Source organism: Sphingomonas qomolangmaensis, from assembly GCF_024496245.1.
GTDB classification, from domain to species: Bacteria; Pseudomonadota; Alphaproteobacteria; order Sphingomonadales; family Sphingomonadaceae; genus Sphingomonas; species Sphingomonas qomolangmaensis.
In genome coordinates, this window is record NZ_CP101740.1 from 1566175 (window position 1) to 1588075 (window position 21901).

Sequence of the window (21901 nt, forward strand, 5' to 3'; positions counted from 1 at the left end):
ACTTGATAATGACACAAATAGGTTTGTATTTACCGCTTAGATGGTTTTCATTCCCGCACTAGCACGAATCCTAGGCGAATATTTACCGGAGGCGGACGTCACATGCGGCGGGACCTTGCCGATATCATTGCTGACCAGGTTGCGGAAACCTTCAGGCATGAAATCGTTGCGGTCGAATTTCGCAAGTCGCCCGCCGGGGTCCCCGACGCTGTCTTGACCCTGGTCAACCCGCTGACGCGCGTCCCGGCCGCGCTAGCCTCGAGCGATGTCGTCGAGAGTGTGGTGCTCAAGTCGCACGAAGTTAAGATTCGTCTGCGCGACCGGTTTCTCGCCGAGCATGCCGCCCGTTTGGCAGAGCCCAATGGATTTGCGGTCGAAGCACAGACCAGCGCGCCGCAGCGTGTTCGCGTCGCGTTCTGCGATCCAAACCTGAACAAGGCGCTGCACGCAGGCCATTTGCGCAACATCGCGCTCGGCACCGCGATCGCCGGGCTGTGGCGCTGGACCGGCGCCGCGGTTTCCACGCAGAGCGTGGCATGCGACATCGGGCGAAACATGGCCGAAGCGCTCGCCGGGCTGAACCGCGCGGGTTGGAGCGACCCCGACGAGGTCGCGGGTCGACTCGACCGCCAACTCGGCGAATTATACGCGCGCTACGTCACCGCCGCGGCGGTGGACGAGACCCGCGGCAATGCGGCCGATCGCATGATCGCCCGCGAACTGGACCTCCACCGGGACGAAGCCGATCGGATACTCGACCGTTGGCGCGCGCAGGACCCTGTCGTTCGCTCGCAATGGACCAAGGTGGTCGATCGTGTCCTGCGCGAGCATGCAACGACGCTGGCGCGGCTGGGCGTCACGATCGATACCGTCGTCCTCGAGTCGATCGCGCTTCCCGGCCAGCCCGCGTTGGTGGAGGCACTGGTTCGCACCGGCCTCGCCCAGGTCGAGCCGTCGGGCGCAGTGGTGCTCGCAACCGGACGTCCGGAATATGCGCATTGCCCGCTGGTACGTGCGGACGGTTTCCCGACCGAACACCTACGCGCGCTTGTCCTCTGGCTCGCGCTTGCCGCGCGTCCGTTCGACGCGACGGTTCATATCATGGGGGACGAATGGCGCATCAGCACCGAAGTGCGGATCGCGGTACTCGATCGGCTGCTCGATACCGACTTTAGCTCGCACTACACGACGGTTAATCACGCGTTGGTTCGGTTCGGATCCTCAACGATGAAATCGAGCAGCGGCAATGTGCTGCTGATCGACGAAGCGTTGGACGCCGTGTTCGCGCGTGCGCGATCGATCGGCGCCGCAGGCGAAGCGGCCGATGATCGCGGCGTGCGCGCGGCGCTGTTGCTGCCGATGCTTGCAGCAGCGCCCGACCAGATCGTCGATGTCACCGAGTGCACATTCTCCCGGCTGGAGGACAATCTCGGATGGCAGCTTGCTGCGGTTGCACGACAAGCGCGAACCGGACCGCTCCCGCTCCCGAATCCCGGATCCCCAGTCGAACGGTTCCTTGTTCTGCAAGTCGAACGCTTCAACGCGATCGTGCGGCGCGCGGCGAATGCGAACGACCCCCGGTCTTTGGTGCGCTTTTGCCGCCACTTGCTCGCGCTGGAGCAACGATCCTCGCTGACGCCAACCGCGCTGCTATGGCGCGCGCGGCTGATCGATCACGGCCTTGCCGCGCTCGGCGCGCTTGATTTCGATCGGCGCGGCTTACGCGAGCGGCTGACCATGGTGGAACGCGCGCCGGGCCGCCGTTTTGATCATGGACGCTTCGAAATCGTCGTCGAGGCGCGATGAGCGGATCCGAACAGGCGCCCGCACCGAACGCGCTGACCGGGCGGGTCGCCGAGCAACTGCCGCTATGTCGAGGGTGCCGCCAGTTCACCCGTCCGGGCGAGCGGGAATGTCCCTTTTGCGGCGGCGATGTCGCTGCCTTGGCGTCGCGCCATGCCCACCATCTTTCGATCGCGCGAGCGGCCGCGCGCGACCTCTCCGCCCGCATCGCTGCGGGCGGGAAACCGGTCGACGATCCTCGGCAGGTGGGGACGTCCGAGGAGTGAACCTCGCTCGGGCGGGCTCGCATCACCGGGGCAGTCCGACCCCCTGCCCGCTCCCGACTTCCCGCCGCGGCATCTCGTCTGGCGAAGGCGCGCGTGCGGCTTAGTCGTGACCGGCGGCCGCTGGGCGCGCGTCGAGGTACGGCACCAGCAAGTGCACGAACACCAGCGCGACGAGATAGGCACTGCCCGCCCAGAGGAATACCGGCCAATAGCTGCCGACGGTCTCGAGCACCTGCCCGACATAGCGTGCCATGATCATCCCGCCGACCGCGCCCGCGGCGCCGCCAATCCCCATTACCGACGCCACCGAGCTGCGCGGGAAGGTGTCGGACACCATCGTATACAGGTTCGACGACCAGCCCTGATGCGCCGCGGCCGCAACGCCGATGATGACGACGGCTGCCGTCAGGCTCGACACCGTGCTGGCAAAGAAGATCGGCGTGACGCAGATCGCGCACGCCAGCAGCGCCAGCTTGCGCCCGGCGTTGACGCCGAAGCCGCGCTTGATCAGCGCCGACGACAACCAGCCGCCGCCGATACTTCCGACATCGGCCATCAGGTACACCGCGATCAGCGGCGGGCCGAAGCTGGTCAGGTCGAGCCCGTGCCGCCGGGCGAAGAAGTCGGGCAGCCAGAACAGGAACAGATACCACACCGGATCGGTCAGGAACTTGGCGACGACGAACGCCCAGGTCGCGCGGTACCGGAACAGCTTGCGCCATGGGATCGGCGGCGCGGAATCGTCGGCAACCGAGTCGACGTTGATGAACGCCAGCTCCTGCGGCGACAGACGGGGGTGCTTCGCGGGCGCGCGGTAGAAAGCGAGCCACGCAGCGAGCCAGATGAACCCCAGCGCGCCGGTGACGATGAACGCCATTCGCCAGCCATATTGAATCGTGATGAAGGGGACCAGGATCGGTGTGACGATCGCACCGACATTGGCGCCGGCGTTGAGGATGCCCGCGGCGAGCGCGCGTTCCTGCTTGGGAAACCATTCGGCGACCGATTTGATCGCGGTCGGGAAGTTCGCTGCCTCACCCAGGCCCAGCGCGAAGCGCGCCATCGCGAACCCGCCGGGGCTGCGTACCAGTGCGTGCGCCATCGCCGCCAGGCTCCAGAGGCTGACCGCCGCGGCATAGCCGAGCTTTGATCCCACCCGGTCGATGATCGGTCCGCAGGCTAGCAGGCCGATCGCATAGGCGGCCTGGAACCAGAAGATGATCATGCCGTAATCGACCTCGGACCAGCCAAGCTCGGCCTGCAGCGTCGGCTTGAGGATACCGATGACCTGCCGGTCGATGTAGTTGATCGTCGTCGCGAAAAACAGCAGCGCGCAGATGATCCAGCGTACGTTGCCGCCGGCCCGGGGCGCAGCTTTCTTGGAATCGTCCACGCTCACACTCCCCGCAGATTGTCGTTGTCGGCCGGACCGCCCCGCGCGTCGCCGCTGGACCGGCAAGGCCGGCACAGCCCGGTCAAAGCGGCACGCCCGCGGCGTACGCGATGCCGCGCTCGAGGCCGCGCAACTCGGCCAAACCGCGCATCCGACCGATCAGCGAATAGCCAGGCAGGGTCCGCTTCGAAAGATCGTCCATCATCTGATGACCATGGTCGGGACGCATCGGGATCGAGCGGCCCTCGCGCTGTTGCAGGCGGTGGATCGCAGCGACCAACGACGCCATGTCGGCGCTCCCTTCCAGATGGGCGGCCTCGTGGAAGATGCCATCGGCCTCGTGCTCGACCGAGCGGAGGTGGAGGAAGCCGATGCGGTCGCCGAGCCGATCGATCATCCCGGGCAGATCGTTGTCCGACCGCGCGCCGAACGACCCGGCGCAAAAGCACAGGCCGTTCGACCGGTTGGGAACGCGCGCGAACAGCGCGGCGACATCCTGCTCGGTGCTGACGATCCTCGGCAGGCCGAACAGCGCGAACGGCGGATCGTCGGGATGGACGACCAGCTGGACGCCAAGGTCGTCCGCCGCGGGGCACACCGCTTCGAGAAAGGCGATGTGGTTGGCGCGCAGCGTGTCGGCATCGACGTCGTCATATTGCGCCAGCACCTCGCGGAAGCGATCGGTGGTGAACGTCTCTTCGCTGCCCGGCAGGCCGGCGATGATCGTGTGTTCGAGCTGCTGTCGCGCCTGTGCCGACATCGCATCAAAGCGGCGGGCGGCGCTCTCGATCATGGCCGGCGCATAGTCGCGCTCGGCACCCGCCCGGCGCAGGATATGCAGATCATAGACCGCGACGGCATCGAGCTCGAACCGCAGCGCGAGCGCGCCGTCGGGCATCGCCCATTTGAGGTCGGTGCGCGTCCAGTCGAGCACCGGCATGAAATTATAGGTGACGGTACGGATCCCGCACGCCGCCAGGTTGGCGAGACTTTCGACGTAACGCTCGATCAGCATCTGCCAATCGGCGCCGCGGGTCTTGATCGCTTCGTGGACCGGCAGGCTTTCGACCACGGTCCAGCCGAGGCCGGCGCTTTCGATGCCCGCCTTGTGCGCGGCAATCGCCTCGCGCGTCCAGGCTTTGCCGTTGGCGACGTCGTGCAGCGCGGTGACGACCTCGCTGGCGCCGGCTTGTCGGATGTCGCGCAACGATACCGGATCGCTCGGACCGAACCAGCGCATCGTCTGAGTCATCAACACCGGTAGCTTACCCTTTATCGAACAGTTTATCGGGCCCTGCGCGTCGATCGTGCGAAGCGATCGACGCGCAGGGCAAGGACTGGTTTAGAACTGGAAATTGACCGCCAATGCGTAGGTACGGCCGAAATACGACGTGTAAAGCGGGTCCTGCCGCGTGGTATCGGTGTACAGCCGGTTGGTTTCATTGGTGATGTTCGACACCTCGGCGATCAGCTTGATATTCTGGCTGAGGTTGTACGATGCCGACGCGTCGACGAAGATCGAGCTGGCGTTGCCATTGGCGTCGCTGTCGGTCGGACCGGGCAGGCTGGTGAGGAAGCCGGCGCGATAGTTGACGGTCGAGCGGATGCTGAAGCGCTCGTCCTCATAATAGAGCGTGCCGCTCGCCGTTTCGGGGGACAGGCCGACGAGCGGTGCGGTGCGGGTCAGCGTCGGTGCGCCGGTGGCGGGGTCGGTCTGCAGGATGTAATCGATGTCCGACCGCACCCGCGTGAAGCTGCCGAGCGCGCCGAGGTTGCTGAGGAACCCTGGCAGGAAGGTGAACGGCAACTGCACGTTCACCTCGAACCCCCGCAAAGGCCCCCCCGGTGTGTTGTTGCTACGCGTGACGTTGAACAGTTCCTCGGGGGTCGCGTTGCTGTTGAGCAGGAGCGTATCCGGCAGGCCCAGCTCTCTGAACGGCACCAGCTGGGTGGTGTTCTGGATATAGGTCTCGATATCCTTGTGGAAATACGCGATCGAAATCAACGAACCCGGCGCGAAATACCATTCGAGCGCCGCATCGAAGGTGTTGGCGCGGATCGGATCGAGGAACGGGTTGCTGAACGACCCGGTGCGGATCGCGACGTTGACGCTGCCGCTGGGGATCAGCTGGCCGTACGACGGACGCGACATCACGCGCGCCGCGGCCAGGCGGGCGATCAGATTCGACGTCAGGTCGAACGCGATGTTGGCCGATGGCAACCAGTCCTCATACGACCGCTCGACCGCCGAGATGACGCCAACCGTCGGAAATCGCGATCCGGCGGGGGCGGCGGTGGGGATCGTCCCCTCGGTTTTGAGGTCGGTGTGAACGTAACGGACACCGGCATCGCCGCGAACCGAGATCGGCAGCATGTTTTCGGTATCGAACTTCACCATCAAGAAGCCCGACGTATAGGTTTCGTCGACCAGGCCATAGCCGCTGCCGCATTCGATGCCGCAATATTCATAATTGGCATCGAAGCCTACCGCGTCGCGGAACTTGTCGGGATCGATCGCCGCGAAGTCCTGCATGACACCGCCGAGGTTGTCGGCGACGCCGGTGGTGGTGAAGGTCAGGTCGCTGAGCGAGACGCCCGCGGGCAGCGCGAGCGGCAGGCGTTGGGTGGGGATCAGATCGAAGGTGCGCTGGGTGTATTTTCCGGTGCGGTACTGAGCCCCGGTGGCCACGACGAAACCCGGCGCTGCTTCCCATTCGGTATTGAGTTCGAACGTCTGGCTGATGATCGAATTGCGGCGGTCGAAGCTTGATATCTGGCCGCGCTGGTCGCCGTTGGGCAGCGGTGGCCCATAGGCAAAGAGCGCGGCGTTGGTAGGATCGATACCATAGCTGAGCGTGGGCACGTTCGGATTGTCGCGGAAATCGATCGAAAAATTGTCGGTGTCGTTGGAGTCCATCGCCACTTGCAGGCGATTGACCTGCAAAATCGAATCCGAAAGGCCCGCCATGCCGTAAACCCGGAACGTATCGCTGAAGCGGTGATCGAAATTGAGGTTCACCTGCCGGAAGGTCGACGAGAACTGCTCGTCCTGCATTTCCGACCGCAGATCGACGCCGTCCCACAAGGCATAGATCAGCGAACCCTGATCATCGACCTCAATGTCGCGAATCGACATCATTGGCTGCCCATTGTTCGACGCCGTACGACCCAGGGAGCGCGCGTCGAGATAGGTGTCCAGGCGGTCAACGTTGAACCGCGCATACAAGCCGTCGATCGAAATGTCCGTACGGTCGGTTGGCTTCCATTGCAGTGTCAACGTGCCGGCGAGACGCTCCTGCTCCTGACTTGACTTGGCTGGCCTCGGCAGGCGCGGCAGGAACACGCCGCCGCCGGGCCGCCCCGATACCCCGGTACGGCTCATGACATAGTCATAGGCGGCTTGCGTGCTGGTGCGGGGATTGCCGGTGCTGCAATTATTCGCATCGGCGCCGACCGAATTGCCGCTGTTGGCGAAGCCGGGCGCAGGGCTGGTCACCGCCACGCCCTGATAGGTGTAACCGACCGGGGTGCAAAAGGGGAAGATGATGTTGGTGGGCGTGGTCTGCCCCGGCTGCGTCACCGGTCGCGACTGGCCGGCGACGTAGGTCGGCAGGATGTCGACCGCGGAATAGGCATATTCCTCGATACGCCGCTTCGTATAGGCGACGCTGCCGAGCACGCCGAACGTGTCGCCGAACTTCTTCGACACCAGCGCGGACACCCGCGGGTCCACCTTCTGGCTGACGTCGTTGTAGATTCCGCGCGCGGTCGCCGAAAACGAAAAGTCCTTGGTCGAGTCGAACGGCTTGGGCGCGCGCAGATCGACCGTCGCGCCGAGCGAGCCTTCCTCCACGTCGGCGGACGTGGTCTTACGCACCGACAGCGCGGAAAAGATCTCGCTCGGGAACGTCACGAAGTCGAACGAGCGGCCCGAGACGACGCCGCCGCGAATGTCAGTGCCACTGACCTGCGACACGCCCTCCATCCCGTTGATGCGTACGCGCGTGAACTGCGCGCCCAGACCACGAACCGAGATATTGCGCCCCTCGCCGCCATCGCCGCGGGACAGCGCGACGCCGGGGATGCGCTGCATCGATTCGGCAAGGTTCGAGTCGGGAAACTTGCCGATATCCTCGGCGACGATGCTGTCGACCGCGGCGGTTTCGTTGCGCTTCTGGTTCAGCGCGCTGCTCAGCGAGGCGCGGAAGCCGGTGACGATGATATCGCTTTCTTGGGTGCCGGTATCGCCCGCGGGCGAGGCGGCAGACGGTTGCTCGGCGGACGGTTGCTCGGCAGTCTGGGCGGTTGTCGGCGAAGGCGCCGCTATGGTCGTCTGCGCGGCGGCGGGGGACGCAATCAATAGTCCCGTGACGCTGGTCGTGAGAAGCAATCGGCGCTTGGTCCCGCTGATCGGTGTCATCATGCCCTCTCCCCTTTATGGCCGGTTGCGCAGAATGCGGTGCCCAGCTCGCTGGCAGACGGCTTGATGCCGCGCCTTGCCGATTTGCTACCCCAGCCCCGACTGCATGACAATAGTGTCTTACAAGATGGTCGTGAGGGTATGACCAAGCGGCAGCTGGAGGCGATTCGATCTGGCTAGGTGGCGCGCGGACCCGTCAGACTGGAATGACAGAGCAGCCTGGCGAACATGCTCGCGTGACGACAGCGATGGGAAGGTTCAGACCGATCGGCGGGCAACCGCGCGCCGACGCTTGTTGGTTTCGGCGCGCGCACGTTCGACCGCCTCGGTCTCGGTGACGTCGAGCAGATGATCGATCAGCCGCGCGAGGTGGTCCCGCATGGCATTGCGCGCATCGATCGGCGACCGGGCCTCCAGCGCTCGCAGGATGCGGCCATGCTCGGCCATCCGGCTTTCGGTGCCCAAGCTGCCGGCCTTCAGCAGCACCTCGCGTGCCAGCGGCGAGCGGAAGCGCATGTCCCAGAAATCCGTGACGGCGGCGATGATGACGGCGTTGCCCGTCGCCTCTGCGATGGCGATGTGAAAGCGCCGATCGGCCTCCTCCGCAGCGGCGTTGTCTTCTTGGCTCATTTGCGCGAGCAAGGCCCGTAGTTCGACCAATTGGGGCTCGTCGATCTCGGTCGCGGCGACCGCCGCTACCTCGCCTTCCAGCAGTCGCCGCGCTTCGGTGATCTCGAACGCGCCGATATCGAGCTCGCGATCTACGCCGCTGGCCGATGAAGCGAGCACGAACATGCCCGATCCCTTGCGCGCCTCGACCATGCCTTGCATTTCCAGCGCGATCATCGCCTCGCGGATCGTTGGACGGCTCACCTTGAACCGCTCGGTCAGGTCGCGCTCGGCGGGCAGTCGCGTGCCGACCGGGAACATTCCGCTCTTGATATCGGCGACGATCGCCTGCACGATCTTGCGATAGAGTTTACCGCCGCGCTCCACTGCTTGCATTCCAGTCCTCGTTCGATCGCCGGCTTGGCATATCGATCCCGACATGTCGTGCCACGGCCCGCTTACTTCGCCCTGCGGCAACCGCAGTCAAGCCTTGAGTCGACAGTTGCAGCCAACTTGTCGGATAAAAACGTCTGACAATGCTATTGCATGTGGTCCGACCAGAACTTAGGGATAGGTTGGGAGAGGCCGTATCGGTGGAAACATGCCGGCGGTGATACAGCGAGAGCACCATGACGTATCCGTCACGTCGATCAGGCGCCCACTCTCCTCGCAAGGATGCAAGAGAGGGAGTCTGAATGGTTCGCAAATTTGCTTTTCTCGCCGCGGTCGCCGCGCCGCTGATGCTGGTGCTGCCGGCACCCGCCCTCACCCAGGCGCAGACCCCCGCCCCATGGCGTGACATCACGCCGCGCCCCGGGCTGGCGGGCTGGCGGACGACGGGCGGCAACGCGACCTATGGTTTCGAGAACGGCGAACTGGTCGGCCGAGCCGCTCCCGGCAAGACCAACAGCTGGCTCGTGTCGGACGCGCAATATGCCGACTATATCATGGAGTTCGAGGCCAAGACCGATCCGGCACTCAATTCGGGCGTGATGGTGCGCGGGCAGAGCCGGCCCGATTATCGCGGCGGCGTGGTCCATGGCTATCAGGCCGAGATCGATCCTTCGAAACGGGGGTGGAGCGGCGGCCTTTACGACGAGCAGCGCCGCCAGTGGCTGTATACGCTCGGTCGCAACGACGCCGCGCGCGCCACGTTCCGTTCGGGGGATTGGAATCATTACCGGATCGAGGCGATCGGCAATCGTCTGCGCACCTGGGTGAACGGCGTGCCGGCGGCCGATGTCGTGGACGATGTCGACGCGCGCGGCTTCATCGCGTTCCAGGTCCACGCCATCCCGGATGCCGAGGCGGCGCGGCGTCCCGAAGCGCGCTTCCGCAACGTTCGGATCATCACCGATTCACCCGCCCGCCACGCCTTGCCCGCGACAGGGCTCGAGCAGCAAGGGTGGCTGACCAATCGGCTGTCGCAAGGCGAGCGAGACGCAGGATGGAAGCTGTTGTGGGACGGCAGCAGCAGCAATGGCTGGCGCAGTGCCAAGGCAGCGAGCTTCCCGAAAAAGGGGTGGTCGGTCGCCGGCGGCTTGCTCACGGTCGAGAGTGCCAGCGGTCTCGAATCCACCAACGGCGGCGACATCGTCACCACGCGCGATTACCGCGATTTCGAACTGTCGATCGATTTCCGGCTGACCCCGGGTGCCAACAGCGGCATCAAATATTTCGTCGATCCGACCCTGTTGAAGGGCGACGGTTCGGCGATCGGGCTCGAATACCAGCTGCTCGACGATGCGCGGCATCCCGATGCCAAGATGGGCCGCGATGGCAACCGCACGGTCGGCTCGCTCTATGACCTGATCACCGCGCGCAACCTGAACGACCCCGATAGTCCCGGGAAGCGCGTCAATCCGCCGGGCGAATGGAACCGGGCCGTCATCGTCGTCCGCGGTAGCCATGTCGAGCATTGGCTGAACGGGTTCAAGGTGGTCGAATATGAACGCGGGTCGCCCGAGTTCCGGGCGCTGGTCGCGCAAAGCAAATATGCGAAATGGCCCGGGTTCGGTGAATGGGAACAGGGCCCGATCCTGTTGCAGGATCACGGCAACCGGGTCGATTTCCGCTCGATCAAACTGCGCGAACTATGAACAAGGGGGCAGGACCTATGGACCGTCGAACGATGATAAAGGGCGCGGGGGCAACGCTGGGCGTGGCGATGAGCGCGCGTAGCTATGCGCAGATCAAGGGTGCGAACGATCGCCTGCGGGTAGCGGTGATCGGCTTGAACGGCCGCGGCCAGGCGCATTTGAGCGCCTTTACCAAGTTGCCGAACGTCGCGGTCACGCATCTGGTCGACGTCGATTCGCTGGTGCTGGCGAAACGCGCCGCCGAGTTCACGGGCAAGGGGAATCCCGCCCCCAAGACCGTTGCCGATTATCGCCGCCTGCTCGACGGCAAGGACGTCGACATCGTGACCGTCGCCACCCCCGACCATTCGCATGCCAAGCTCGGCATCGATGCGATGAACGCCGGGCGCCACGTGTATCTCGAAAAGCCGATCGGTATCGCGCCCGCCGAGGGCGAAGCGCTGATCGCGGCGCAGCGGCGGACCGGACGCCAGCTGCAGGTCGGCAACCAGCAACGCTCGAGCCCCGAAACGCGGCAGCTCGGCCAAATGATCGCGGCAGGCGAGCTTGGCGATATCTTCGAGGCGCAGACATGGTACGCCAACAGCCGCAAGTCGATCGGCAAGGGACAGGAGGTAGCGCCCCCCGCCAACCTCGACTGGGATCTTTGGCAAGCGCCGCGCCCGCGCGGGCCATATCGCTCCAATGTGGTGCACTATAACTGGCACTGGTTCTGGAAATACGGCACCGGCGAAATCTGCAACAATGCGATGCACGAAATCGATGTGGCGCGGTGGCTGATGGGGCTCACATACCCCAAATCGGTGTCGGCGCGCGGGTCGCGGCAATTCTATCGCGACGACGACTGGGAGATGTACGACACGCTCGCGCTCGACCTGGCCTATGACGATGGCCGCACCATCCGCTGGGACGGCAACAGCTGCAACGGCATGGAGCGCTATGGCCGCGGCCGCGGCGTATTGCTGCTCGGGACCAAAGGGTCGGCGGTCGTCGATCGCAACGGCTTCGAGCTGTACGACCTGGGCGGCAAGAAGCTGCGCGAGGTCAAGGCGGCCGCCAGTTCGGAGACTACCGGAACCGTCGGCGAGGGCGCCCTCGACGTCTATCACGCCGGCAATTTCGTCGACGTCATCCGCGGCAAGGCCAGCGCGCTCGCATCACCGATCAGCGAGGGGCACATCAGCACGACCCTCTGTCACCTCGGCAACATCGCCTATCGGACCGACGCGACGCTCACCGTCGATCCCGCGACGGGCAAGCCGGCCGGCGCTGAGGCGATGAAGCTGTGGTCGGTCGACTATGAACCCGGCTGGGAGATCAGGGCCTGACCGTCGCCGCGATCGAGACCCATGTCGAGCGGTTCGTCGCGATGGGCACGCGGATCGAAATCCACGCGTTCGGCGCGGCGGACGACGATGCGTTGTTCGCGGCGCGCCGGGCGATCGAGGCGGTCGACGACGCGCTCACGATCCACCGGCCGTCGCCGACGACGGCGCTGAATGCGGGTTTGATGGCGGGCGAAATCGCGGTCGTCACCGATCGCGTGCTGCTGGACGCGTTGGTCGAGATCGAAACCGCTTATGCGCTGACCCATGGCCTGTTCGATCCCGCCGCCGACGCTTCGAAACGATCGGCGGGGTGGGACGCGATCTCGTTCGACCCCGCCACCGCGCGCGTTTCGGCATCGCGCCCCGTGGCGCTCGATTTCGGCGGGTTCGGCAAGGGGTTCGCGCTCGATCGCGCTGGTGCGGTGTTGCGCGAAGCGGGAATTGTATCTGCCCTGCTATCGGCGGGCGAAAGTTCGATCGCGGTGATCGGCGAGCATCCGCTCGGCGGGGCGTGGCCGATCACGGTACCCCATCCGACGAAACCGGGCGACATGCTCGTCGAGCTGGAACTCACCAACGAGGCGCTTTCGATCTCCTCGACGATCGGCGCTGGCGTCGCGGCACCCGAGCGTGCAGCGATGATCCGTCCCATCGACGGCGCCATTATCACCAACGACCGCACCACGGTTGCAATCGAACCGACCGGCGCGCGTGCCGAGATGATGAGTACTGCCTTGCTCGTCGCCGATGGCGACCATGCCACCCGGCTGCTGACCGACCCGTTCGCGCGCCGCTTCCTATTCGATTTCGCCCATGAAGCGGCGATGCCCGCTTACCCAGCCAGGATGCCTTTCGATGAACGATTATGATTTCGACCAGACGCGGCGATCCTTCATCGATCGCGTGCTCAAGGCCACGGCGTTTGCCGGCGTCGCCAGCGCGGCGCCCTGGGCGGCGGCGGCAGCGGGCACCGAGCAGGTTGCGGTCGGTGATCGCGTGCGCCTGGGCGTCATCGGCACCGGCGATCGCGGCCGCGCGCTGATCCAGAATATCGCCAAGACGCGCAACTGTACCGTCGCGGCGATCTGCGACAATTATGCCCCCAATCTTGCGAAGGGCCGGGCGTTGGTCGGCTCGGGCGTACGCGCCTTTTCCGATTATCGCGCGATGCTCGATGCCCGCGGTCTGGACGCGCTGGTGATCGCGACGCCGCTTCACCTGCATGCGCGCCCCGCCGCCGACGGCTTTGCCGCCGGGCTGCACGTCTGGTGCGAAAAGGCGATGGCCCGCACGATCGAGGATTGCGGCGCGATGGTGAAGCAGGCGCAAGGCAGCGGAAAGATCCTGCAGATCGGCCATCAGCGCATGTTCCATCCAACCTATCTGAACGCGCTGAAGCGGGTGAAGGCGGGAGAGATCGGCACGGTTACCCAGATCCGCGCGAGCTGGCATCGCAACAATAGCTGGCGCCGCGCGGTCCCGGCCGGCGCCAGCGATCGCCAGATCAACTGGCGTCTGTATCGCGACAGTTCGGCTGGACTGATGACCGAGCTCGCCACGCACCAGATACAGGTCGGCAACTGGTTCCTAGATGGCGTACCGACCCGCGTGATCGGATCGGGCAGCATCTGCTTTTGGAAAGATGGCCGCGAGGTTTATGACCATGTCGCGCTCATCTACGAATATGCCGGCGGTCGAAAACTGATCTACACGTCGTTGCTCAACAACGCCCGCTATGGCTGCGAGGAGCAGATCCAGGGCAGCACGGGTACGATCGAGCCCGAACTCGGCCGCATCTTCAGGGAAGTACCGCCCAAGACGTTGGCGCTGCAACGCATGCAGGCCGATGTGAAGCGCGGCCAAAAGCGCGCAATCCCGATCGGCGGCGCCACATGGTTCCCCGAATTGCCGGTAACGACGCCCGGCGAGTCGCTCGGTTGGGGCGAATATAGCGAAACGATGCTGCAATTCGAAGGCTTTGGCGAAGCAGTGCGCTCGGGCAAGCCGCTACCCGGGCTGTTGTCGCAGGCATATCATGCCAGCGTCGCCTCGCTGATCGGCGAACAGGCGATGGATAGCGGCGAAGCGGTGAAGTGGCCGACGTCGCTCGTTGCCGTCTGAGGAGAAAGAACCGTGACCGACACGAACCGCCGCGCGCTTCTGGGCATCGGATTGACTGCGGGGCTTGCGGGTTTCGCCGCCGATGCGCTGGCGCAATCGACCACGCGGGGCGATGTCCCGACCGAAGGCGCAAAGGCACAACCGGCGCCCGAAGCCCGGTATCGCGTGCCCTTCGCGGTGATCGGGCTCGACCATAACCACATCTATGGCATCACCGACGCGGTCATCCGCGGCGGCGGTGTGCTCACTGCGTTCCACGCCACCGATCCCCGGCAAATCGCGATGTTTCAAAAGCGCTTCCCCGGCGTAGCGCTGGCGCGTGCGGAGGACGAGATACTCGCCAACAAGGCGATCAAGCTGGTGTGCAGCGCGGCCATCCCGGTGCTGCGCGCACCGCTCGGCATCCGCGTGATGCGGGCGGGAAAGGACTATCTCAGCGACAAGGCGGCCGTCGTAACGCTGCAACAACTCGCCGATGTGCGCCGCACGATCGAGGAGACCGGCCGCAAATACGCGATCATGTATTCCGAACGGCTCGAAGTGCCGGCGGCGGTGATGGCCGGCCAGCTGGTGCATGACGGTGCGATCGGCAAGGTGATCCAGACCATCAATCTCGCGCCGCACCGCTTGGCCGCGGCATCGCGCCCCGACTGGTTCTGGGACCCGGCGCGCAACGGCGGCATCCTGACCGACGTCGGCAGCCACCAAGCCGACCAGTTCGTGTATCTGACGGGGAGCAAAAAGGCGCAGGTGCTCGCGTCGCAGACCGGCAATTTCGCCAATCCGCAGCACCCGGGGTTCGACGATTTCGGCGATATGATGATCACCGGCGACGGCGGCACCGGCTATGTGCGGGTGGACTGGTTCACACCCGACGGGCTGTCGACGTGGGGTGACGGCCGGCTCTTCATCCTGGGCACCGAAGGCTATATCGAACTGCGCAAATATGTCGATATCGCGGGGCGTCCGGGCGGCAACCACCTGTTCATCGCCGACAGGAAGGGGACGCGCTATATCGACTGCTCGAACGTACCCCTCCCCTTCGGTCCGCAGTTCGTCAACGACCTGGTCGAGCGAACCTCGGTCGCACAGGATCAGGAGGGTGCGCTACTCGCCGCCGAACTGGTGCTGACGGCGACGGCGCACGCGACGCAGGCCCGGCCGCCGGCGCCTTCCCAAGCGATAGAATGACGGCCAGCAAATCTGCGGACGGCTCTCACATGCGGTAGATGTCGCCAGACCGCGATGGACCAGCGTTGATGGATAGGAGATCTCGCGTGACGATATCGAAGCTTGCGCGCCGGATCGCGCCGATCCTCCTCGGCATCACCTGTCTCGGGGGATGTTCCGCCGAGCCAGATACCGAGCGCGGGATTCCCGGTCCCAAGTCGGTGGAAGGCGCTGGCCAGGCTCAGCCCCCGCTCGGCAATCGAGCCGCACCCGCTGCGGTAGCGACCCCCGCGCCCGCCGCCCAAGCGCGCCTCGCGGTGGAGGCCGAGGGTTTACGATGGTTCCTGCAACCCAGCGGTAGCGCGCGCCCCCTCCCCTTCGGGCGTCGGGAAGACGAGGTACTCGCTTCCTTGGAGCGGGTACGCGGCCCCGCCGTCAAAGGCACCAACGCCGATTGCGGCGCCGGCCCGGTACAGGTCGCAAGCTGGCCCGACGGGCTCAGCCTCCTCTTCCAGGATGGCCGCTTCGCCGGATGGAGCCTGGGAACACGCGGCGTTGGCGGCATCGCGACCGCCGCTGGTATCGGCCCCGGCAGCACCCGTGCCGAGCTAGACGCGGCCTATAGCGCGACCGTCAGCCAAACCTCGCTCGGAAGCGAGTTCAGCGCTGGCGAGCTGCACGGCGTTCTCGACGGCAATTCAGCCGGAGCGCGCATAACCGACATGTGGGCAGGGGTAAGCTGCGTCGCGCGTTAGGCGATGCATCTGGTGCCTCATTTGCCGGCGTAACCAAAATGCCTTCGGCGTTTCATCAATAGGTCGTGAACCACCCCTAGTGGCGCCAGCTCACAGTCAGGGGGAAATTGGTGATGGGCGTCTCGGCGATAAAGATTTGCATGCAGCTGGCCGTGTCTGGGTTGGCGCTGAATGCCGCATGGCTGCACGGTGCGCAGGCGCAGACGATGGAGGCGCAGCCCGTAGCGAATGCTCCTGTCGAAGCAGCGCAGACCGCCGAAGAAGAAGACGCGGTCGAATCCGACATCATCGTGACCGGTGCGGCGCGTGCGCAGCGCCGCTTCGACGTCTCCTACGCCGTCAATTCGCTGTCACAGGACGAAATCCAACGGATAGCGCCGAAAAACTTCGCCGAGCTGCTCGGCACCGTGCCGGGTATCCAGGTCGAGGCGACCGGCGGCGAGGTGCAGAACATCACGCGCGTGCGCGGCATCCCCACCGATCGCGGCTACCTCATCTTCCAGCAGGACGGCCTTCCGCTGTACCATGAAATCGACGGTGTCTTCTTCAACTCGGGCGAAGGCATGCATCGGTTCGATCTGATGACCGAACGCGTCGAAGTCGTTCGTGGCGGTCCGGCGCCTATTTACGCCAGCAGCGCGGCCGCGATCGCCAACAACATCACCGTCACCGGCTCCGACGTCCCCCGCGGCAAGGCGCAGGTTACGCTCGGCGATACCGGGCTGTACCGGCTCGACCTGATGCAATCGGGGCCGATCGGCGAGAATACCTATTTCGCGATCGGCGGGTTCCTGCGCCAGCACGACGGCTACCGCGATTCGGGCTTTCCCAGCGACAAGGGCGGCCAGATCCGCGCCAATCTGAAGCACGACCTTGCCAATGGCTCGATCAAGGTTTCGGCCATGTACGTGAACGACCACAACATCTTCTATCTGCCGATTCCCGTCGCCGATCCGCGCGACCCTTCGGCTTCGCTCGATAGCTTCCTCGACTATCATCGCGGGACGTTGAACTCGCCCGCGCTGCGCGACGTGAACATCAAATATCGCGATGGCGCCGGCGTGCTGCAGTCGCAGAGCCGCGATCTTGCCGATGGTCGGCATATGCGCTTCTTCAATGCCGGGCTGGATTGGGACGGCGATTTCGGCGGCTGGCTCGTCGCCGCCAAACTGGGTGTCACCAAGGGCAAGAGCAGCTTCGACGCATTCTATTCGACCACCAATCCGGTCGACGCCAACACCTTTGCCGCACGCTATACCAGCGCCGCGGGTACGGCCTTCGGCACCGCAGCCAATCCCGTCGCCCGGCTCGGCTATGCGATCGCGGGGACGAATGGCGCAACGGCCTATGATCCCTATGCCGATTCGGGTCTGATCCTTTCGGGCCAGTATCGCGCGGTCGAGGCCGACTTCTATTCGAGCCAGGCTGACCTCAGCGTCACCAGGAAGTTCGAAACCGGGTTCGGCACGCATGATGTGCGCGTTGGTGCCTATGGCTCGGCCTATGGCAACACCAGCTTCATCGCCTATCAGGACATGCTCATCGAATTGCGCGGCCAGCCGCGCACGATCGACCTGGTGGCCTATTCGGCAACCGGCACGGTGCTCGGATCGGTCACGCAAAATGGCGTGCTGCGCTACACCACCACGCTCAACCAGGGTGAAGCCGACGGCAAGGTACTGGCGCTGTACGCCAACGACACCTGGGATGTCTTCGACGGCCTGCGCCTCGACGCAGGGATTCGCCAGGAATGGTATGATTATCAGGGCTTTGCGCTGCTGTCGGGCAATGCCAATCTGGCCGATCCGACGACGCTGGCCGATGATGCCACGCGCGCCTTTACCGGCGCGAGCGTCGCATCCGAGCTAAAGCCCAGCGCGACCAACTGGACGGTCGGTATCAATTACGACTTCGGCGCCAATTTCGGCACCTATGGTCGCATTTCGAACCTGGAAGTGCCGCCGCAGCTCGGCGTGGTGTCGAGCATCAATCCGGCGATCCTCAAGACCCGCGCGCGCCAATATGAAGTCGGCTTGAAGGCAAGCTTCGACATGGCTTCGCTCTATGTCACGGGCTTCTACACCAAGTTCGATCCGTTCAACGCCTCGTTCGTCGCCTTCAACCCCGAAACGGGCCGCAACGATCAGGTCGTTCCGTTCATCGGCGAAGCCGTCGCGAAGGGTATCGAGATCGACGGTCGGCTGAAACCCGCGCGCTGGTTCGAGCTGGCAGGCGCGGTGACGGTGGCCGATCCGCAATATCGCAACCTGGCGAACAATTCGGGTGCCGACCCCAGCGCGGTCAACGGCAACCAGATCATCCGCGAGCCGAAATTCTTCGGCAACATCCGCCCCACCTTCCGTGTTCCCGTCGGCACCGGGACGCTCGATATCGCGGGTCGGTTCGATTGGCAGGGACGACGCTATGTCGATCTTTTCAACCTTACCGCGCTGCCCGCGTTCCAAACGCTGGGCGCCAGCGCGTCGCTGACCCTCGATCAATGGCGCTTCCAGGTGGTCGGGGACAATTTGACCAACGCGCGCGGGCTTACCGAGGGCAATCCGCGTACCGATCAGCTGGGTGGCCAAGGGGCAAGCGACGCCATCTACGGGCGCCCCTTGTTCGGTCGCAACTTCCGCCTCGTCGTCAGCCGGGAATGGTAGTGCGCCGCGCGATCATCGCCGCCAGCCTCGGCATCGTTGCGGTCCTCGCCCCGACTTCGGTCGGGGCGCAGGATTTGCCGGGGTATAGCGCGCCCTTCGGCGACACGCTCCCAACCCGCATCTTCCCGCTGTTCGCGATGATGCGGCAGTCGCCCGATTGGGCCGTCGCGCTACGCCGGGACCGGGACCTGCAAAAGCTCGCTGCCGAGCGCGCGGCGCGGGTTGGGGCCTCGGGCTGTGCCCCATCCCCCAAATGCCTTGCCGATGCCTGGACGTGGACCGATGCCGACATCGCCACCGTCGAAGCACGACTGCGCGTCCTGGCGCGTAACGCTGCGCTATCGCGCGCGCTCGTGGCCGATCAGATGCGCGCATCGGGACGCTTCGGGCGGCACGCGGCGTTGCGCGACACCGATCTGCTTGCAGCCGCATGGCGCAATGCCGCCGCCGCGATCAATCGGGTCATCGCGGTCTATGCCCAGGGCGTGGCACCGCGCTATCCGGCGATCGATGCGACGATCTTCGACGTTGCGGCGCCAGAGTTTGCGGCATTGTTGGACGTTCATGGCGTCGCAACCGCCGCATTGGGCGGCAGCGACGATCTGTTTTTCGATCCCTCGCTTCGCTACGCCACCGGGCTGTTGCAGTTGAACGAACGCACCAACGCGGGCGAATATCGTCCGTTGCTCGACGGTCCCAACGCCGCTGCGGCGCAAGCAGTCGCGCGGACCGATTGGGAGAAGACCCCCTATTCGGCATTGCTCGTGTTCGGACATGGCGCAGAAGATGCGCAGTCGCGGACGGGTCCGTTGACGCATGTCCGCCTTCGTATCGCAGCCGACCGGTTCGCGCGCGGCGTTGCGCCGTTCGTCATCGTGTCGGGGGGCAACGTGCATCCCAACCGTACCCCGTTCAACGAAGCCGCCGAGATGAAGCGGCTGCTCGTTACGCAGCACGGCGTGCCCGCCGATCGCATCCTGATAGAGCCGCATGCCCGCCATACCACGACCAATTTGCGGAACGTCGCGCGGCTGATGCTCGCCGCCGGACTGCCCGCCGATCGCGAGGCGCTGATCGTTTCCGATCACCGGACCATCCAATATATCACCGGGCCGCAACTGGCGCAGCGCAATCTCGACGAGATGGGCGTACAGCCGGGGCGTATCGCGCCGGGGCCGGATCGCTTCACCGCACGCTTCACCCCCTCCCCGCTCGCCTTCCATGTTGAGGCGATGGACCCGCTCGATCCATGATCCGCCTCGGCACGTGGCTGGCGGCGTTCGCGGCCGCACTGCTGCTCGCGCTCTCCGACGCCGAGGCGCAGGCGCCGGGGCGTATCGTCGATCCGTTCGTCGGAACGCTTGCCGATTTCGGTCAACTCAGCCCCGCTGCGGTCGCGCCGCACGGCATGGTCCAGCTCGGCCCCGACACGCGCCCCGCCAATTTCGCCGGCTATGATTTCGCCGCGACGCATCTGGTGGGGTTTTCGCACACCCGTGCCGTCGGGGTGGGCTGCAGCGGGGCCGGCGGAGACGTCCGCGTCAGCCTGGATTATAGCGGCGCCCCCGCGCCCGCCGTGATCGACAAGCGGCGCGAGGCGGCGCATGCCGGCTATTATCGTGTCGCGTATGCCAGCGGCATCCTGGCCGAAATGACCGCCACGCGCGGCGCCGGCGTCATCCGCTTTACCCTGCCGCGCGGGGGCGATGTCGATTTGGTGGTCGCTTTCGATCAGGGATATTCGAAGCGCCTTGCCGCGCTATGGCGCGAGAGCGGCGATGCCGATGTCCGCGCCAGCTTTTCCGCGGGTACGGTGTGCGATGCCGGTGCCTATCATCTCCATTCGGCAACGCGGGTGCTGCACGCCGGCAAGCCGGTGCGCGCGCAGTGGCGCGGCGGCGCGGGCGATGCGCGCACGACGCTGCGGGTGCGTGCCGGCGACGTGATCGAACTGCGAACCGGTTTATCGACGATCGACCCGGCCGCCGCGGCGCGGGTGCGCGATCGGGAGCTGAACGGGCGAAAATTCGCCGCGATCGCCAAAGCCGGCTTGGCCGAATGGAACCGGCAATTGTCGCGCCTGACGATCCAGGGCAGTTCCGAGCAGCGGGCGTTGTTCCAGACCGCGCTGTTCCGGGTGATGCAGACGCCCGTCGCCATCACCGACCCCGATGGCCGTTTCCGCGGCAGCGACGGGGTGATCGCGACGGTTCCGCCGGGCGAGCAACATTACACCGGCTGGGCATTATGGGACAATTACAGGACCCAGATGCCGTTGCTGGCGCTGATAGATCCCGCGCGCGCCGCACAGATCGCGCGGTCGCTGGTCCGGCTCTATGCCACCGGTAAGCAGCGCTGGTCGACCAAGCACGAGCCGTTCATCACCGTTCGGACCGAGCATGCCGGGATCGTGCTCCTGGACTTTCGGCGCAAGGGAATCGTCGATTTCGATGCGCATGCCGCGCTGGCGGGCATGATCGCCGAAAGCGCGACGCTGGCACGCGCGACCCCCGACGAACAGATCGAAGCCGCCTATGACGATTGGGCGATCGCCGAGCTTGCCGGCGATTTGGGCGAGACGGCGATCGCCGAGCGGTTCCGCGCCAAGGCATTGGCGTACCGCCCGATGTGGCTGGCGACGTTTCGCGATCTGGGTGCCGATGCCGATATCGTGAAGGCGCGCGGGCTGTATCAGGGAACGCTGGCGCAGTATCGCTGGGCACCGGTATTCGACCTGCCATGGCTGGCCGAGGCGCTGGGGCCGCGCATGCGTCCGGAGCTCGACCGGTTCTTCGCCGAAAACCTGTTCAACATGACCAATCAACCCGACATCCACGTGCCCTATCTTTTCGCCTGGCTGGGCGATCCCGCCGCCACCGCGCGGCTGGTCTCGCGCTATGCCAGCGAGCCGGTGCCGCACCGCTACGTCAACAGCGGGGTTCGTCCCGAACCCTGGATCGGACGCAGCTTCCGGCTGGCTCCCCAGGGCTTTGCCGATGGCATGGACGATGACCAGGGCACGATGTCGGCCTGGTACATTTGGGCGACCATCGGGTTATACCCCTTGATACCAGGCCAGCCCCAATATGTCGCGACCCCGCCGATGGCCTCGGCCATGCTACGCAATCGGGCACCGAACCCAGTTGGGCGCGCGGGGACGACGATCACGCGCGGCGGCAAAGGTGAAATGCGACTCAACGCGCGGCCGCTTCAGGGACGGTTCCTGTCGCATCGAGCCATTGCGCCGTAGAACCGCGACGTGCACGACGGTGCC

Annotated in this window: 15 protein-coding genes; 11 read left to right on the forward strand and 4 right to left on the reverse strand. The window is 65.2% G+C overall.

What is annotated here, in order from left to right:
• Positions 1-102 precede the first annotated feature (102 nt).
• Both argS and NMP03_RS07415 read left to right on the forward strand, forming a co-directional pair.
• Positions 103-1806 (forward strand): arginine--tRNA ligase domain-containing protein, encoded by a 1704-nt coding sequence (argS, locus tag NMP03_RS07410; RefSeq protein ID WP_256507840.1) that lies wholly within the window; start codon positions 103-105, stop codon positions 1804-1806.
• The gene (locus NMP03_RS07415; RefSeq protein ID WP_256507841.1) at positions 1803-2069 is read left to right on the forward strand and encodes a hypothetical protein; all 267 of its coding nucleotides are present in this window, start codon (positions 1803-1805) and stop codon (positions 2067-2069) included. Before argS ends, NMP03_RS07415 begins: the two co-directional genes overlap by 4 nt.
• A 100-nt stretch (positions 2070-2169) precedes the next feature.
• Here NMP03_RS07415 and NMP03_RS07420 read toward each other — a convergent pair whose 3' ends face one another.
• From NMP03_RS07420 to NMP03_RS07435, 4 genes are all read right to left on the reverse strand, one after another.
• Positions 2170-3462 (reverse strand): MFS transporter, encoded by a 1293-nt coding sequence (locus tag NMP03_RS07420; protein ID WP_256507842.1) that lies wholly within the window; start codon positions 3460-3462, stop codon positions 2170-2172.
• Positions 3463-3544: 82 nt separating this feature from the next.
• Entirely contained in the window at positions 3545-4714 is a 1170-nt protein-coding gene (uxuA, locus tag NMP03_RS07425) for a mannonate dehydratase (RefSeq protein WP_256507843.1), read from the reverse strand.
• Positions 4715-4804: 90 nt separating this feature from the next.
• Positions 4805-7885, reverse strand: coding sequence for a TonB-dependent receptor (locus NMP03_RS07430; RefSeq protein WP_256507844.1), 3081 nt, complete (start codon positions 7883-7885; stop codon positions 4805-4807).
• 255 nt (positions 7886-8140) lie between these two features.
• Positions 8141-8845: a FadR/GntR family transcriptional regulator gene (locus NMP03_RS07435; protein WP_256507845.1), complete on the reverse strand. Its 705-nt coding sequence runs from the start codon at positions 8843-8845 to the stop codon at positions 8141-8143.
• Between the two features lie 341 nt (positions 8846-9186).
• Here NMP03_RS07435 and NMP03_RS07440 point away from each other — a divergent pair, with 341 nt between their 5' ends.
• The 9 genes from NMP03_RS07440 to NMP03_RS07480 all read left to right on the forward strand — a co-directional run bounded on the left by NMP03_RS07440 (position 9187) and on the right by NMP03_RS07480 (position 21877).
• Positions 9187-10590 (forward strand): 3-keto-disaccharide hydrolase, encoded by a 1404-nt coding sequence (locus NMP03_RS07440; RefSeq protein ID WP_256507846.1) that lies wholly within the window; start codon positions 9187-9189, stop codon positions 10588-10590.
• A 17-nt stretch (positions 10591-10607) separates the two neighbouring features.
• Positions 10608-11918 (forward strand): Gfo/Idh/MocA family protein, encoded by a 1311-nt coding sequence (locus tag NMP03_RS07445; protein ID WP_256507847.1) that lies wholly within the window; start codon positions 10608-10610, stop codon positions 11916-11918.
• A gap of 41 nt (positions 11919-11959) precedes the next feature.
• Complete coding sequence (locus NMP03_RS07450) at positions 11960-12787, forward strand: FAD:protein FMN transferase (RefSeq protein ID WP_256507848.1); 828 nt, start codon at positions 11960-11962, stop codon at positions 12785-12787.
• Positions 12774-14039 (forward strand): Gfo/Idh/MocA family protein, encoded by a 1266-nt coding sequence (locus tag NMP03_RS07455; protein ID WP_256507849.1) that lies wholly within the window; start codon positions 12774-12776, stop codon positions 14037-14039. Before NMP03_RS07450 ends, NMP03_RS07455 begins: the two co-directional genes overlap by 14 nt.
• Before the next feature lie 12 nt (positions 14040-14051).
• Complete coding sequence (locus tag NMP03_RS07460; protein ID WP_256507850.1) at positions 14052-15230, forward strand: Gfo/Idh/MocA family protein; 1179 nt, start codon at positions 14052-14054, stop codon at positions 15228-15230.
• An 86-nt stretch (positions 15231-15316) separates the two neighbouring features.
• Complete coding sequence (locus NMP03_RS07465; RefSeq protein ID WP_256507851.1) at positions 15317-15964, forward strand: hypothetical protein; 648 nt, start codon at positions 15317-15319, stop codon at positions 15962-15964.
• Between the two features lie 206 nt (positions 15965-16170).
• On the forward strand, positions 16171-18627 hold the full coding sequence (locus tag NMP03_RS07470) for a TonB-dependent receptor (protein ID WP_406698433.1): 2457 nt from the start codon (positions 16171-16173) through the stop codon (positions 18625-18627).
• Positions 18621-19880, forward strand: a complete 1260-nt coding sequence (locus NMP03_RS07475; protein ID WP_406698361.1) for a YdcF family protein — start codon at positions 18621-18623, stop codon at positions 19878-19880. Before NMP03_RS07470 ends, NMP03_RS07475 begins: the two co-directional genes overlap by 7 nt.
• Positions 19877-21877, forward strand: a complete 2001-nt coding sequence (locus tag NMP03_RS07480) for a glycoside hydrolase domain-containing protein (RefSeq protein WP_256507854.1) — start codon at positions 19877-19879, stop codon at positions 21875-21877. Before NMP03_RS07475 ends, NMP03_RS07480 begins: the two co-directional genes overlap by 4 nt.
• The last annotated feature ends 24 nt before the right edge of the window (positions 21878-21901 follow it).